The organism is Pseudomonas lini (genome assembly GCF_030812475.1).
Taxonomy (GTDB): domain Bacteria; phylum Pseudomonadota; class Gammaproteobacteria; order Pseudomonadales; family Pseudomonadaceae; genus Aquipseudomonas; species Aquipseudomonas lini_A.
Genome location: NZ_JAUSSR010000007.1, coordinates 244,836 through 261,978 on the forward strand (window position 1 = coordinate 244,836; position 17,143 = coordinate 261,978).

7 protein-coding genes are annotated in these 17,143 nt (G+C 59.2%); 4 read left to right on the plus strand and 3 right to left on the minus strand.

All coding sequences use genetic code 11. The features are described from left to right. Positions 1-203 precede the first annotated feature (203 nt). Positions 204-3,914 (plus strand): methionine synthase, encoded by a 3,711-nt coding sequence (gene metH, locus J2W17_RS15585; protein WP_307335457.1) that lies wholly within the window; start codon positions 204-206, stop codon positions 3,912-3,914. A gap of 237 nt (positions 3,915-4,151) precedes the next feature. Beyond that, the gene (locus J2W17_RS15590; RefSeq protein WP_138967253.1) at positions 4,152-4,373 is read left to right on the plus strand and encodes a DUF2970 domain-containing protein; all 222 of its coding nucleotides are present in this window, start codon (positions 4,152-4,154) and stop codon (positions 4,371-4,373) included. A 20-nt stretch (positions 4,374-4,393) separates the two neighbouring features. Here J2W17_RS15590 and J2W17_RS15595 read toward each other — a convergent pair whose 3' ends face one another. Beyond that, positions 4,394-5,479 carry an ABC transporter substrate-binding protein gene (locus tag J2W17_RS15595; RefSeq protein WP_307335461.1) on the minus strand — a complete coding sequence of 362 codons (1,086 nt, stop codon included), beginning with the start codon at positions 5,477-5,479 and terminating at the stop codon, positions 4,394-4,396. Positions 5,480-5,999: 520 nt separating this feature from the next. On the opposite strand from J2W17_RS15595, the gene J2W17_RS15600 reads away from it, so the two are divergent. Both J2W17_RS15600 and J2W17_RS15605 read left to right on the plus strand, forming a co-directional pair. After that, positions 6,000-7,658, plus strand: coding sequence for a nitrite/sulfite reductase (locus tag J2W17_RS15600; RefSeq protein WP_307335464.1), 1,659 nt, complete (start codon positions 6,000-6,002; stop codon positions 7,656-7,658). Continuing rightward, a complete protein-coding gene (locus J2W17_RS15605; protein ID WP_307335467.1) occupies positions 7,642-8,136 on the plus strand; it encodes a DUF934 domain-containing protein in 495 nt (164 codons plus the stop codon). The genes J2W17_RS15600 and J2W17_RS15605 overlap by 17 nt, the downstream gene beginning before the upstream one ends. A gap of 134 nt (positions 8,137-8,270) precedes the next feature. On the opposite strand, the gene J2W17_RS15610 is transcribed toward J2W17_RS15605, so the two are convergent. Further along, positions 8,271-12,143, minus strand: a complete 3,873-nt coding sequence (locus J2W17_RS15610) for a dermonecrotic toxin domain-containing protein (RefSeq protein WP_307335470.1) — start codon at positions 12,141-12,143, stop codon at positions 8,271-8,273. Beyond that, positions 12,136-16,986 carry an NEL-type E3 ubiquitin ligase domain-containing protein gene (locus J2W17_RS15615; RefSeq protein WP_307335855.1) on the minus strand — a complete coding sequence of 1,617 codons (4,851 nt, stop codon included), beginning with the start codon at positions 16,984-16,986 and terminating at the stop codon, positions 12,136-12,138. Before J2W17_RS15615 ends, J2W17_RS15610 begins: the two co-directional genes overlap by 8 nt. Between the last annotated feature and the right edge of the window lie 157 nt (positions 16,987-17,143).

The window sequence follows — 17,143 nt, forward strand, 5'->3', positions numbered from 1 at the left end:
TGCCAGCGAAGAATGCTCAGGCACCGCTTGCATGCAGGCAGAACGCGTTAACGTTGACCTCCTTCGCTGGCAACCCAGCTCCTACAGGGAGCGGGTAACGACGACAACATGAGCCAGATTCATGCAAAACAGCAACATGCTCCAAAACCGCACAGGTTTGCTATCATCCCGGCCCTTCGTCATGGTCTTTTCGAGTAGTCCCAATGTCCGATCGCAGCGTTCGCCTTCAAGCTCTCAAGCACGCCCTCAAAGAGCGCATCCTGATACTCGATGGCGGCATGGGCACGATGATCCAGAGCTACAAGCTCGAGGAACAGGATTACCGCGGCAAACGCTTCGCCGACTGGCCGAGCGACGTCAAGGGCAACAACGACCTGTTGATCCTGACCCGCCCCGACGTCATCGGCTCGATCGAAAAAGCCTACCTGGATGCCGGCGCCGACATTCTGGAAACCAACACCTTCAACGCCACCCAGGTGTCCCAGGCCGACTACGGCATGCAGGGCCTGGCGTACGAGTTGAACGTGGAAGGCGCCCGCCTGGCTCGCCAGGTGGCGGACGCCAAGACCCTGGAAACCCCGGACAAGCCGCGTTTCGTCGCCGGGGTGCTCGGCCCTACCAGCCGCACCTGCTCGCTGTCGCCGGACGTGAACAACCCCGGCTATCGCAACGTGACATTCGATGAACTGGTGGAAAACTACACCGAGGCCACCAAGGGCCTGATCGAAGGCGGCGCCGACCTGATCCTGATCGAAACCATTTTCGATACCCTGAACGCCAAGGCTGCGATCTTTGCCGTGCAAGGGGTTTACGAAGAGCTGGGCGTCGAGTTGCCGATCATGATTTCCGGCACCATCACCGATGCCTCCGGCCGTACCTTGTCCGGTCAGACCACCGAGGCCTTCTGGAACTCCGTGGCCCACGCCAAGCCGATCTCGGTCGGCCTGAACTGCGCCCTCGGCGCCAGCGAATTGCGCCCGTACCTGGAAGAGCTGTCGAACAAGGCCGGCACCTACGTCTCCGCGCACCCTAACGCCGGCCTGCCGAACGAATTCGGCGAGTACGACGAACTGCCGGCAGAAACCGCCAAGGTCATCGAAGAATTCGCCCAAAGCGGTTTCCTCAACATTGTCGGCGGCTGCTGCGGTACCACGCCGGGCCACATCGAAGCCATCGCCAAGGCCGTGGCCGGTTATGCACCGCGTGAAATCCCGGAGATTCCCAAGGCCTGCCGCCTGTCGGGCCTGGAACCTTTCACCATCGATCGCAGCTCATTGTTCGTCAACGTCGGCGAACGCACGAACATCACCGGTTCCGCCAAGTTCGCCCGACTGATCCGTGACGACAACTACACCGAAGCCCTGGAAGTCGCCCTGCAGCAGGTCGAAGCCGGCGCCCAGGTGATCGACATCAACATGGACGAAGGGATGCTCGATTCGAAGAAGGCCATGGTGACCTTCCTCAATCTGATTGCCGGCGAGCCGGACATCTCCCGCGTGCCGATCATGATCGACTCCTCCAAGTGGGAAGTGATCGAAGCCGGCCTCAAATGCATCCAGGGCAAGGGCATCGTCAACTCGATCAGCATGAAGGAGGGCGTCGAGCAGTTCATTCATCACGCCAAGCTGTGCAAGCGCTACGGTGCCGCCGTGGTGGTGATGGCCTTCGACGAAGCCGGCCAGGCCGACACCGAAGCGCGCAAGAAAGAAATCTGCAAACGCTCCTATGACATCCTGGTCAACGAAGTCGGCTTCCCGCCGGAAGACATCATCTTCGACCCGAACATCTTCGCCGTGGCCACCGGTATCGAAGAACACAACAACTACGCTGTGGACTTTATCAATGCCTGCGCCTACATCCGCGACGAACTCCCGTATGCCCTGACGTCGGGCGGCGTGTCCAACGTGTCGTTCTCGTTCCGCGGCAATAACCCGGTGCGCGAAGCGATTCACTCGGTGTTCCTGCTGTATGCGATCCGCAACGGCCTGACCATGGGTATCGTCAACGCCGGCCAGCTGGAGATCTACGACCAGATCCCGGCCGAACTGCGCGATGCCGTGGAAGACGTGATCCTCAACCGTACCCCGGAAGGCACCGACGCCCTCCTCGCCATCGCCGACAAGTACAAGGGCGACGGCAGCGTCAAGGAAGCCGAGACTGAAGAGTGGCGCAACTGGGATGTCAACAAGCGCCTGGAACACGCACTGGTCAAGGGCATCACCACCCACATCGTCGAAGACACCGAAGAGTCGCGCCAATCCTTCGCCCGACCGATCGAAGTGATCGAAGGCCCGCTGATGTCCGGCATGAACATCGTCGGCGACCTGTTCGGCGCCGGCAAAATGTTCCTGCCGCAGGTGGTTAAATCCGCCCGCGTGATGAAACAGGCGGTGGCCCACCTGATCCCGTTCATCGAACTGGAAAAAGGCGACAAACCGGAAGCCAAGGGCAAGATCCTCATGGCCACGGTAAAAGGCGACGTGCATGACATCGGCAAGAACATCGTCGGCGTAGTGCTGGGCTGTAATGGCTACGACATCGTCGACCTCGGCGTGATGGTGCCGGCCGAGAAGATCCTGCAAGTGGCCAAGGAGCAGAAATGCGACATCATCGGCCTGTCCGGCCTGATCACCCCTTCGCTGGATGAAATGGTCCACGTGGCCCGCGAGATGCAGCGCCAGGACTTCCACCTGCCGCTGATGATCGGTGGCGCGACCACCTCCAAGGCGCACACGGCGGTGAAGATCGAACCCAAGTACAGCAATGACGCAGTAATCTACGTCACCGACGCCTCCCGCGCGGTGGGCGTGGCCACCCAGTTGCTGTCCAAGGAGTTGAAACCGGCGTTCGTCGAGAAGACCCGCCTGGAATATGTCGAGGTCCGCGAGCGCACCGCCAATCGCAGTGCCCGCACCGAACGCCTGAGCTACCCGGCCGCGGTTGCCAAGAAGCCGCAGTTCGACTGGAGCACCTACACCCCGGTCAAACCGACCTTCACCGGCGCCAAGGTACTGGACAATATCGACCTCAAGGTGCTGGCCGAATACATCGACTGGACGCCGTTCTTCATCTCCTGGGACCTGGCCGGCAAGTTCCCGCGCATCCTCACCGATGAAGTGGTCGGTGAAGCCGCCACCGCGCTGTACGCCGATGCCCGGGAAATGCTCGCCAAACTGATCGACGAAAAACTGATCAGCGCCCGTGCGGTGTTCGGCTTCTGGCCGGCCAACCAGGTGCGCGACGATGACATCGAACTCTACGGCGATGACGGCAAGCCACTGGCCAAGCTGCATCACCTGCGCCAGCAGATCATCAAGACCGATGGCAAGCCGAACTTCTCCCTGGCCGACTTCGTGGCCCCGAAGGACAGCGAAGTCACCGACTACGTAGGTGGTTTCATTACCACCGCAGGGATCGGCGCCGAAGAAGTGGCCAAGGCCTACCAGGATGCCGGCGACGATTACAACTCGATCATGGTCAAGGCCCTGGCCGACCGTCTGGCCGAGGCGTGCGCCGAATGGTTGCACCAGCAGGTCCGTAAGGATTACTGGGGTTATGCCAAGGATGAAACCCTCGACAACGAGGCGCTGATCAAGGAGCAATACACCGGCATCCGCCCTGCTCCCGGCTACCCGGCGTGCCCGGATCACACCGAGAAAGGCACCCTGTTCGCCTTGCTCGACCCGCAAGCCAGCGAAATGCAGGCCGGGCGCAGCGGCGTGTTCCTCACCGAGCACTACGCGATGTTCCCGGCGGCGGCGGTCAGCGGCTGGTACTTCGCTCACCCGCAGGCGCAGTACTTCGCCGTGGGCAAGATCGACAAGGACCAGGTGCAGAGCTACACCTCGCGCAAAGGTCAGGAGTTGAGCGTGACCGAGCGCTGGTTGGCGCCGAACCTGGGTTACGACAACTAAGATCAAAAGATCGTCCGAACACGGCCGAGCCTGCGGCAACTCCTACACGGGTGTACACATACCCCCTGTAGGAGCTGGCTTGCCAGCGAAGGCGTCTTAACAGTCGATAACGATGCCGCCTGACACACCGCCTTCGCCAGCAAGCCGGCTCCTACAGACTTGTATCTGGCTCCTGAGCCCATGCATTTTTTCGGGATTGTCTATGCTTAGCTCTCACACATCCGTGACGAGGGGTTTATGGACGATCCAGTCGACAACAACAAGCCGCCCACCTTCTGGCAGATGCTCCACAGCGTGATGGCGGCGGCGTTCGGAGTGCAGAGCGGGAAGAACCGGGCCCGGGACTTCACTCACGGCAAGCCCAGCCATTTCGTGATCCTGGGGATTGTGTTCACGGCGGTGTTCGCCCTGACCTTGTTCGGCATCGTCAAACTGGTGCTGCACCTGGCCGGGATCTGATGCCTGGCTTCAGGCAAAACTCAGTGCAGCAGGGTTTTCAGGTTGAACGGGTAGCGATACGACGCCGGCTGCCCCTTGGCCGAGAGCGCGCGAAAATCCACGCCATAGTCCTGCCTGACCCCCAGCGCCAGCAGACGCCTGGCCTGTGCCCGATCAATCAGTTGCAGTAACGGGATCTGTCGGTCACGGCCGCCGTACTGGCCGAAATCCACGCCCTGATCGTAGTCATGCAACTGCACGAGGGCCCAGCCGCCCAGGCTGAAATGCCCACCCAGCAGCACGCTCAGCCGACCGTCCAACAGCGCTTGCAGGGCCGCGGGAGAATGGTTGATGGTGCCGAACAGCGCGTCCTTTCCAGGCAGGCCACCGGCTTCGGCATAGGCTTGCATGACCCCAAGGGCCATTTCGTCATTGGCCGTCCAGATCAGCGACGCCTTCGGATAGCGCTTGAACAGCAATCCGGCCTGCTCATAGGCGCGCTCCCGGGTCCAGGTGCCATGCACCAACTGGCGCAATCGCACTTGGGGGTGCTCGGCCAGTGCACGCATCATGCCCTTCTCACGCAACTGTGATGTCGGTGTGACCTTCAGTCCGGAAAAAGCCAGGAGCTCGATGACCTGACCGGGAGCGACCGGAGGATGCAGACGAATCAGCTCCTTGAGCATCAGATAACCGCCCTCCTCGTCGTTGGGCACCAGGCTGCCCAGCCAATTTGGGTATTTTTCAGGCTGCGAGCCCAGCAGGCTCATCTGGTCCGGGGTCAGCGCGCTATTGACCATGAACAGCTTCACGCCACTGCCCTGGGCCAGACGCAGGATTTCGGCGGCGCCTGACTGCTCGTTGACGAACACCAGATAGTCCGGCCGGTCTGGCCCTTGCAGGGCTTCTCGAGCCTGTTTCAAGGTGTTTTCAGGTATCCGCTCGGCGTACTGAATGCGCAAATTCATGGCCAGGTCCCTCGCCGCGGCCTGCATGAACTGCGAATAACTGACCCAAAAGGCTTCCCCGGTAGCTCCCGGATTCAGGAACAGCACCGACGCCGCCTGGGCGCAAGGTGCCATGACCGTCCCCAGCGCCAGTAATACGCCACAGAGAAACTTCAACATTGATCGTCCGGGCCTCGAAATTCGCCGCTCATTTTAGCCAGCGACCTCCCGTACACCGGCGCCTGACCCGCTGAAGGTCCGACAACCGTCGGAGCGAGCCCGGACGAGGTCGTTATTGATGACTGACCCAGAACACCGCGGTGCCCACGACCAGGATGATCAGGAACAAAATGGCCCAGGCATCCACCGTGCTATCGGGTTTTGTGGCTTTGGTAGGGTTGCTCATTGCATCGCCTCTTGTCGGTTTTATCGGTGATTGCATAAAGACTCGACCACAGTTAAGACGATGATTGCCCTCACCACAACCGGGGGCTTTGCAACAACGATTCTCATTAGTCCTTTTGGTTCTTTGCATATACTCAAACATCACTTTTGCGCATAACTACAAACTGGTATCTTGCCCCGGCTCCGTTGGGAGTGCGCGGCCGTGCGCGCAGAATTGCCGAGGCAGTGTCGGAGACTTCAGCAGGCGAACCACGCAGCTGGATCCGAGCGGCCCAAGCCTGAGAACAGGACTTATATGTACGTATACGACGAGTACGATCAGCGGATCATCGAGGACCGCGTCAAGCAGTTCCGTGATCAGACCCGACGCTATCTGGCAGGCGAGCTGAGCGAAGAAGAGTTCCGCCCGCTACGCCTGCAAAACGGGCTTTATATCCAGCGTTTCGCGCCGATGCTGCGGGTGGCGGTGCCTTATGGCCAGCTGACTTCGCGCCAGACGCGAATGATCGCCAAAATCGCCCGCGACTATGACAAGGGCTATGCCCACATCAGCACCCGGCAGAACGTGCAATTCAACTGGCCGGCGCTGGAAGACATTCCGGACATCCTCGCTGAACTGGCGACCGTGCAGATGCACGCGATCCAGACCAGCGGCAATTGCCTGCGCAATGTCACCACCGACCAGTTCGCCGGTGTCGCCGCCGATGAGTTGGTCGATCCACGCCCTTGGTGCGAGATCGTCCGCCAGTGGACAACGTTCCACCCGGAATTCGCTTACCTGCCGCGCAAGTTCAAAATTGCCATCAACGGTTCGACGTCCGACCGTGCGGCCATCGAAGTCCATGACATCGGCCTGGAAGCGGTGCACAACGCTGCTGGCGAAGTCGGCTTCCGCGTATTGGTCGGTGGCGGCCTGGGCCGTACGCCGGTGGTGGGCGCATTCATCAATGAGTTCCTGCCGTGGCAGGACCTGTTGAGCTACCTCGACGCCATCCTGCGGGTCTACAACCGCTACGGCCGTCGTGACAACAAGTACAAGGCGCGGATCAAGATTCTGGTCAAGGCCCTGACGCCTGAAGTCTTTGCGCAAAAAGTCGAAGCGGAAATGGAACACCTGCGCGGTGGCCAGACCACGCTGACCGAGGCCGAAGTGCATCGCGTCGCCAAACACTTCGTCGATCCCGAGTACAAGGCACTGGTCAACCAGAGCGCCGAACTCGCCGAGCTCGACAAGCAGCACCCGGGCTTTGCGCGCTGGCGCACCCGCAATACCCTGGCCCACAAGAAACCGGGCTATGTGGCGGTGACCCTGTCCCTGAAGCCGACCGGCGTTGCCCCGGGCGACATCACCGACAAACAGCTCGACGCCGTGGCCGACCTGGCCGACCGCTACAGCTACGGTCAGCTGCGCACTTCCCACGAGCAGAACATCATTCTGGCCGACGTGGAACAGGGCCGGTTGTTCGAGATGTGGGGTGAACTGCGCGAGCAAGGCTTCGCCACGCCGAACATCGGCTTGCTGACCGACATCATCTGCTGCCCGGGCGGCGATTTCTGCTCCCTGGCCAACGCCAAGTCGATCCCGATCGCCGAATCGATCCAGCGCCGTTTCGACGACCTGGACTATCTGTTCGACATCGGCGAATTGGACCTGAACATTTCCGGATGCATGAACGCCTGTGGTCACCACCACGTCGGCCACATCGGCATCCTCGGGGTGGACAAGAAAGGCGAAGAGTTCTACCAGGTGTCCCTGGGTGGCAGCGGCACCCGCGATGCGAGCCTGGGCAAGATCCTCGGCCCGTCCTTCGCCCAGGACGCCATGCCTGACGTGATCGAGAAGCTGATCGACGTGTACATCGAACAACGTACCGAAGACGAGCGTTTCATTGACACCTATCAGCGTATTGGCATCGACCTCTTCAAGGAGCGCGTCTATGCAGCGAATAATTAAGAACAACGAAGTCGTCGACGAAACCTGGCACTTGCTGCCGAAGGACTTCAATATCGACGAGATCAGCAACTGCGACGACTACATCGTCCCGCTGCAGCTGTGGCGCGAACACAGCCGCATGCTCAAGGCCCGCGATGGAGGCCTGGGCGTGTGGCTGGATGCCGATGAAGAAGCCGAGGAAATCGGTGAGGACGTGGATCAGTTCCAAGTCATCGCCCTGAACTTCCCGGCCTTCACCGATGGCCGCAACTACTCCAACGCCCGCCTGTTGCGTGACCGTTATGGTTTCAAGGGCGAACTGCGGGCGATCGGCGATGTGTTGCGCGATCAGTTGTTCTACCTGCGTCGCTGCGGATTCGATGCCTTCGCACTGCGTGCCGACAAAGACCCCTATGAAGCCCTGGAAAGTCTCAGGGACTTCTCGGTGACCTATCAGGCCGCCACCGACGAACCGTTGCCGCTGTTCCGTCGCCGCTGACAACTGTAGGAGCGAGCTTGCTCGCGATGGTCTCAAGGGCAACGCGTTCATTCAGAAAGAACGCGTTATCGTTAACGTCCATCGCGAGCAAGCTTGCTCCTACAGGCATTCCAAGAAGTCTCTGCGGTGAATGGCTACGGTTGACCCGCGGTTATCGGAAACGGTCGCCCCATCGCCACCCAATCGGTGTAGAGCCTCGCTCGATCCTCCAGTACCGTGAACGTCACAAACGGATTATCGGCATCGACCTCGGCCACTTCAACATCCTCGACCAGTCGCGACCACAATTGCTCTGAAGCATCCGCTTCGACCAGGAGTCGCCAGACCCGCGCTTGCAAGGTCAGATAATCCACGCGGAAATCCGCCGTCAGGCTCAGGCCGTCCATGGTTCGCAAGAAGCGCGTGCCCAGCGGTTTGGCTGCCAGGCGCTGCCAGATCAAGCGCCTGGCTTGCCGTCGCGCACCGCTGCTCTCACGCAACCATTCGATGACTTCGCCGTAGTCGGGTCCAGGCTCGCTGAGCCACAGGTTGATGCCTGTGCTGCGGCGATGTTCCACCAGGCGCAACAGCGTGTCTTCATCGGTCAATGGATTACCTTGCAGCAGCACGCGGTCACGACTGATGGCCTGGTTCACCACCGCGGGCGGCACCCGGGTGATCTGGTTATTGCGCAGATCCAGCCGGTCCAGGTACGGCTGATCCATGATCCCGATGGGGCAGGCAGTGATCCGGGTGTTTCTCAGGTCGAGCTCGCGCAGCTCGTTCATCCCCGCCACCAACGGGGGGACTACCAGCGGGTTGTTGCTCAAATCCAGATGTTGCAGCTGCGTCAGCGTAATCAGGCGCGAGGCGGTCGTATCCTCCGTGAATGCCATTTCGGTGTTACTGAGATTTAACCGGGTGAGATGGCGCATTCGGGGAATCTGAGGGGGCAGAGAACTTGTCAGGCTCCCTTGGATATCGGGAAGACGAAGATCGGTTCCTTGTAGATTCAAGGTGCGCAGATTTGGAAAAGAGTCGAGAAAATCGTGCAGGGTTTCACGCTCGAACAAATGAAAATGTCGCATCGACAATCCGGTCACGTCGTTGAGCCGAACATTCAGCGCGGGTAATCGGTGGAAATCCTCAAAATCCATGTTCATCGTGAAGCCACTCAGGTAACTGCCTGAATAATGACTGTCTTCCCGCGGCGCACGCTTTTGCCAGATGGCGATCATTTCATCCGCCAACTCGGTCCGGGTATCACGTTCGACCTGAATCGTGTCATGCAGCAATGCGATGTTATGGGCTTCGATTTGCGCAGCGTCGAGTCCCTGCGCCTCAACGTCACCGGCACCGAGAAAAGGCAGATCCATGTCTTCGACGTCATCAGTGGTCTGATCGATCCAAGCGTTCAAATCGCTGTTCAGTTGTTGAAGCTGCTGCTGCAAACCGTCGAGGTGTGCCTGAGCGCTCGCCCCCGTCCGCTGCAGCATTTCATCAGCCTCGGCATCGGAATATTCCGGGTAAAGGTCGCTGACTTGTGCCCTCATCATTTGGTGCCTCAACGCCCCTGCCGGCGGTGGATCCGGAAACCCGCCGCCGCTCAGGCCTTGGCGCTCGAAGGGCAGCCCGCTGTCCATCCTTGCTGATCCAAACATGAATTCAGACCGTGACAACGTCCGGTCGCCGATTTTCAACCGCATTTCCCTGGCGGGATCAAGCGACACCAGGTGCAACGCTGAACGCTCTTCGTCCGACAGCACCCCAAGGACTGCGCCATAAAAGTCGGTTTGCAGCCCTTGGTGCAAATAGTGATCGCCCTGCTTGATCAGACGCCGGACGTGCGGCGCATCGAGGGGGCCACTGCGGTCCAGCACACGCCCGATGGCCGACTGATCGAGTACATCGATCCGCAGGTTTGCTGGCCAGCCGGGCAGGTTTTTCAGCGAATGCAAGGCCAGTGTGTCCGATTGCGGATTGCCTGCAGAGCGTAGATATAAGCCCTCATAAGCCCGATTGAGCCATAGGTGTTGCTGGTATTGGCGAGCCTTGCTGTCCAGTCGCTTGATCACTTGCAAGGCTTCGCTAGCGTCGGGCGCTGCCTGGATGTCCACGCCATAGCGGTCGAGCATTTGTTCGATGGCGCTTTTGGGCAGGCCTGGGTACTCGCGCTGAAACATCCGGACCCATGCATTCCCGCTATCTTGAAGCGCTTGATAGCGGCTGTTGAACAATTGAGGGTTACCGACCGGGCCCAGATCCCGATCGATCTTGAAACGGCTGATCGTATCGGCCAGCAACGGCGTCGGTGGGCGTCCGGTTTGCATCAAGCGCAGCATGTCGTCATCAACCGCGCTGACCCTGCCGATTTGTGCAAGCATTTCATCGCTGAAGGTGGCGACCGACGGCCCGACGCCCCGCAGCAGTGCCAGGCGGGTCGGTACCGCAGGAGCCGGTTCAGCGGGAGCGTGCGGTTCCGCGGGCGCCACAGACGGTTCGCCGCCACGGTGATCGGTGGTCGTCAGTGCTTCGATATCAACCCCATCGCCCTTGGCCAATGCCGCGATCCCGGCGATCGGCAGTGCATTGAGCAAGCCGAACACCGTGCGCGTGACACCTTCGGAACGCTGGCTTGCCGTTTCGCCGTTGATGGCCTGATCCAGGCCATAACCGGCATCGATCAGTCCCGCTAGCGCGAGCAGGCCTTCGCCTCCCGGAACGAACAAAGCCAGCGGACCAAACCGGTTGACCCATTGCACGATCGGCTCGACCACAGCGCTCAAATTGTCGCGATTGACCTGGGCATCGTCACGAATGGTCTTGACGCTGGCCAATGCCGCCCGCTTCATTGTCAGCACCAACTGGGCAAACACATCGGTGTCTGCGCCAGCGTCATCGAAGCCGACGTACTCGGCGGGATCCCAGTAGCCATCATTGTTGAAAAAGCCGGCCTCTTTGCTCAGCCGGTGCTGTTTCGGATACCTCGCCATGCCATCCAGCGCCGTCAGGACACCGGCGTGGAAGGTCCCGTCGATGCGATCGTCATCGGCAAAGTGCGCTGCCAGTGCCTGTTTCGTTTCGCCACTGCGCGCCTGCGCCACCACCCATTGGCGCAGTAGCGCGGCATCGGTGAACTCATGCAGCGGCGAGGAGTTGCCGGGGATGTACATCAAGACCCTGGCGCTGGACGGGCTACGGAAGACCCAGATATCGCTCGCGGTATAACGATAGAGTTTCAAGCGGCGTGCCGTGACCGTGCCGGGGTTCGGAGTGGGTGCCTGCAGCTGGTTGACGGTCAACGTTTCCCAAGGTTGATCGGACGATAGCCCTGCTGCCTGCAATGCCAGTTCCAGACCTTTTTGAGTCAAGCGTCGTTCATTGCGCTGCAGCCAGGCGCTCATGACGAAAGCCGCCTTGACCGAGGTTCGCAACGCATAAGGCGCAGGCGCCAGCAGCACCTCGTCCGCCGGCCACGCTTGATCCAGGTATGCGCTGTACAGGTCCTGCAACTCCAGTTCCCAGACCCACTGCTTGAAGTCCGCCGGCCTCAGGGCCAACTGCGTTTCCGGGCCGTAGGTTTGCGCAGCGGTTTGCAGATAAATGCCCTCATAGGTCTGGTGATTGCCGCTGCCTTGGTCGGCGAATTCATCGACCTGTTCCACGATGCGAACAGACGGGCCGATGTCAGGCGGGGTGTACAGACCAAATGCAGTTTCTGCGAATCGCCCGTCACCCACCGTCTGGTAGTTCGAAAGCAGCGCTTGGAGTAAAGATTGGGAGCTTGCAACTTTTCCCTGGTGGATACCGGCCTGTGCGGGATGACCCTTGTAATCGTAATCGAGCGTGACCAGCAAGGTGGTCTGCGGATCGATGCCCTGCCCCCATTTTTTCTTGATCTGGTGTTCGCCAAACTGGGCAGGGGTTTGTGGCAACGCGAGGTCCAGGATGCCTTTCAGGTCGCTGCGCATTTGCCAGGCCGGAGTCGGATGAGGGCCGGCTACTTGATCATGAGGGCGCTCATTCATCGCAGACCTCCTCGGCGGGTAGCGGCAGTCCCGGATGTCTCGCCAAGGCTGCGGCGGTCAATTGATCGAAAAGTTGTACGGCGTCGTTCTTATAGTTTTCTATGATCGCGTTCTGGCGCAGGGTAGCGGTTGCACGCGGCAAGGCGACTTGCGCTTCCAGTTGGGCAAAGGCAATGGCGCTGCGCTCGGACAAGGTGTTGAATTGGTCTTGATGAGTCTGCCGGAGGTAGTCGTACCAGAACCTTCGGGCTTTGATCGAAGTTAACAGCGCCGCGGAATTTTCGGCTTTGGCGACCTCCCGATAGGCGCTATCGAGCTCCTCGGGGGACACGTCGACATTGCGCACGAAATTCATTTCTCTGGGCTGGGCAGGCAGGTCCAGGCGCTGCGCCAGGCTCACGCGGTAAATCAGTTCGAGCTCCCGCGCCTGGGCGCGAGTGAAGGGTCCGGACAGCGTGCGGCGGCCGATCTCGCTCATGGCCTGCCGTTCCACCTGCTGCAGTCGAAACAGGCCCCTCAAAAGATGCACCAGTTCCCCCTCCAGCGTACGATTTCCAGTGCGGGCCGAAACCACGGCTTGATAACATAAAACCCTCACTACCATATCGCTGAACAGACCCGCCGCGTTCTCGGCGCTGACCCGACCGATGCGAGCTGCTTGAAACAAGGCGCGTCGCAACACGTCATCTTCGGCGGCGGCCTCCAGCACGTTCCATACCCGCTGCGTCAAATCAGTTTGCATCAGGTCATAATCCGCGGTGTCATGTAGCCGGGCAAGCAAATGGAAGAAATCCCTGGACCTTGGGTACAACGACAATGAGTTCCAGATTGCTTGCCTGCGGGCCAATTCAGCACCGACCAGTCTGCTCAACCAGATCGAGCCGTGTCTGGCGATATCCGGTTGCACAGGCGCGACCTGAAGGTAATCGGCGGCAATAACTCCCAGGCTGTTTGGGTTGGAACGTTGATAGGCGGCGAGCGCCTTCAGGCTCGACGCTGAAAGCGGGTTGCCATCGACGTTTGTGCCAAGGTTCAAGGCGGGCCGCGCCTTGAACACCGTGTCCGGGATGTGTGCGATGCGGTTGTCGCGCAGATCCATTGTCTGCAGAGCGGAAAGGTCATTGACCCCGACCGGCCAATCGACAATCCCCGAACCACGCAATGCAAGGTGTCGCAATTGTTTCAGGGTCGTCACCGTCGGGGTTTGCCCGAGCGCCGGGTTGAAGCTCAGGTTGAGGGTCTGCAGATACTCCAGGCCATTGAGCAACTGGATCGCTTCGGGCGTCAGATGAATACGGTTATCGCTCAAGTCCAGGTGCTCCAGCTTGGGCATGGCCGCGATCGCCTGGGGGATTCGGCTTAACTCATTGCCGGTCAGGCTCAACGTGCGCAGGTTGGGGAAGTTGCGCAGAAATGCATTCAATCCGGCGCTGGCCCCGACTCTGTCCAGCTCCAGGGCGCCGATGTGGCTGAAGTTACCGACCAGCACCGGGATATCCCCCAGTGGCTGCGGATCAAGACTCAACTTGTAAAGCATTTCCGGAGTGCCAGGCATGAAACTGCCGTCTTTGCGCCAGGCGCGCACAATCGCCAGGGCGGCACGCCCCTTGCTGTGTTGAGGCACCCTGAGTCGCGGCCCGTCGCCTTCCTGATGGTGGGTCGGACGATTGACCCAGCGATCCAGCGCATCGCGGATGGCCAGGTGTTCCTGGCGCAGTGCCTCAAGGGCCTGGATCGCCAACACTTCGTCGGTGCCCAATGTCGTCAGGAAATGTTCGACCTGCGTTGGCGAGTGAGTGGGATAGAGCTCTTGGGCCCGCTGTAGCAGCGCCGGCGAATGTGATGAGTGCTCACCCGAAGGCGGTAGCCCTAATAAAATCGCTTTGGCAATCAACCGGTCTGCCAGGCCCATTGGCGAGCGGTAACCGGTGCGTCTGGGTTCGATACCGATAGCCCCGGCGATGGCATCGCGTTGCTGCAAGGCCAGTGCCGTGATTTTTTTCCTCAATTGCACACCGGCGTCCGGCGTTTCGACCCCCAGCGCTTCGCGCGTAGCGACGGGCAAGCCCTCCCAAAGCGTTTGAAAAAAATGCGCGCGGGTGCGCTTCAGGTGCGTGAACAGGTTTTTCCCACTGGCATCGGACGCTTCAAAACGGTCAGGGTGAGCTTCGATAACGAGCTTGTGCGCGGCGTCTTTGGGACCAATGCTGGCCCTTTTCTCGGAAGGGACAGCCCATTCCACGATCTCGACAAACACATCGTTCGGCCAGCCCGGTAACTGCATGAGGGTGTTGAGCACCAGCTGATCCGTGTCGATCCCGCTGGCCGCGTCCAGATACAGCCCTTCATAGGCCCGGTTCAATCGCACCACCTGCGCATACCGCCTGGCCTCTTCGGCGAGCCGTAACGGGACTTTTGCGTCATCGAGCTGCAGCCATTCGGTGGAGTCAGTGTTCTGTACCAGCTCGTCGGCGACACTGGCCGGCAGCGTCGCAAACTTGTCATGCACAGGGGCGGCCTTCGTCTCTGTGGTGACATTGGAGCGCTGATAGATACGGTTGAACAGCGACAGCCGCTTACCCTCCGCTCGCTCGGCAATCACCTTGGCCAACAATTGGGCTTGCAGGGTTCCTTCAGTCGTCGTCGAGCCAATCAGATGCTTACGCTCCGCCGTGTCGAGGCCCTTTAGCAGCGTCGAATAAAACTGCCCCTTGTTAAAAAGATCCTTCGATATCCTGATTTGCCTGGACGCCTGGGCGCGACCGTAACGCTCGACTTCCCCGCCGGTAATATCGGTAATGCTCACCCCCTTCTCCTGAGGCCATTTGCCCCCGGAGGTCAGCAGATACAACTGCAGATCGGCGTCCGCCTGCGACGCGGAGGTCGATACACGCATTTGCTCCATGAAACGGTTGACGGCCTTGTCCGCGCGAAAGCGTCGAACGGTGTCGACCAGCATGGCCATCGGCTTGCTACGGTCGGGATACAGCTGGCGCAACTGCGACTCATCGAGGCCGCTGGCGGCGAGGATCTGTAATCCTTCCGTGTCCGGAATGTCCTCCTCGCGATAGCCAAGGCGTCGAAACAACGTGAGCAGATTCCATTGCTGCGGCAACTCGGAATCGTGCAGCCACGCACCTGCGCCGTTGGTCTCCATCACCGGTGAATAACGTACGGATACCTGGGGATGCTCGGGAGGCTCGACTTGCCACAGGTCGGTGCCTTCAATGGGACGCAAGGCATAAGTATCCGTCCCTGTTCGCATGTACTGACGCTCACGCCACTTCACGAGCCCGAGCTTGTCGGCAGGGAGTTTGTCCGGCATGAGCAAGTGCTGACGATAAGCTTTCAGATCGGGTTTCCATAACCGCACGGAACCGGAGCCAATCGAGACGGCTCTCAACCGACTGATGAAATCCGAGGATCTGACGACCTTGTAACCTTTGCCCACCCCCATTGCCCCAGCAGCCGTTGCCGTCGTCAGAATCAGGTTTTCAATGACATCGAATAGATGGTCAGTGGCTTCTTCCTGCTCCCCCCGGGACCAACTGTCGATGCCTTCGTAAACCTCTGCCAGCAATTGCCCCCCAGCGACGGCAAACATGACTGCGCCCACCACCGGCAAAAAGGAGCCGAAGAACAGCAACGCGTTGACGCCGATGGTTTTATACGTCTCCAGCCTGGCAAGACGGGTCTTTTCATCCTCGTCATCCGTTGGCACCACCAGCAATCGCGCGTCGGCGATCACATGGGCCGAGCGCTGGTGAAACAGGCTCAGGAACACATCATCGTCCACATCGTATCCGTCGACTGTCACGGAAATACTGAACTTTAAAAGAACATCGGCGGCACCTGACTGCCGCGCATTCAGCGCCGCATGAAAACCAGGTCGGTCACGCAGCAAAATGAAACGCATGAAAAATTCGCGAAAATCGGTTTCTCTAAGGCGTCTTTCCAGTTCCGCCTCAAAATCCTTGAACGACTCATATTCCTTCAGAGGGTGCAACGGATCACCCGGCAGGTAAACCACGCATCGGTAATCACGGTCTGCATGTTTATTAACAGGGCCAATAAAGATCGCCCCATGCAGTTTTACACCCAACATCTCCAACCCTTGATAACCCAGCGCATTATTACCCAGTGTAATTGTTTCGGCGCAATCCTTGACCGATTTCAGCATGTTATAAACATCAGCACTGACATGCTTCTTTATGAAAGCGATATGCATGTCGACTTCAAACCGGTGTTTTGCGTACGCTTGATGTTTAAAGCGCAACGGCTCCCCTTCCAGCATAGACTTGAGGTGAGCCTGGTATTGCTTTCCCAAGTCCAGTGTTCGACACAGTTTCGCAAACTCATGGGGCTCGATCGACAGGACCTTAGCGGACCGTCCATGGATACACTCGGGGATATAAAGAAACGAGTTGTCGTCATAGTTTCCCGGCGCCGTCTCGCTGGATTCGAAATTTTCGCAGGCCGCCATCAACAGATCGCGGTCAATGGGCGTGATCAGCTTTTTCCTCAACCCGAGCAAGCTGGACGTTGAGCGTATATGCTGGAATACCACGCCTTCTATATCAAGCGGCTCGCCCAATTTGTCTGACATGGCCTTGGCCAACAAGGGTGTACAAAAGCTTTCGGGGGATTTCAATTCGGCCAAGGCATCCGCCACTGCCTGTCGGGTGCGGTAACTTGCCAACAGGCTCGTGCGCAGGGCGGCGCGAACATCCGAGGGCGACTCAAGCAGCCATGAAGGGGTCTGTTGTTTAATAAGCGAGAAGAATGCGCCCTGTTGCTCTGGCGTCATACTGCCCAACGCTGTGTTATTCGTTTCTACCGTCATCTTGAACAACCTTGAATCTGATTTGGACAACCAGATTAACGTTGAGCAATTTCTTATAAAAACGCGAATAACCGATGAACAACAAGATCAAACAAGCAATATTCCAACGCTTTAAAATATATATATACCGCACCGGCTTCCATTCATGGATGCAAAG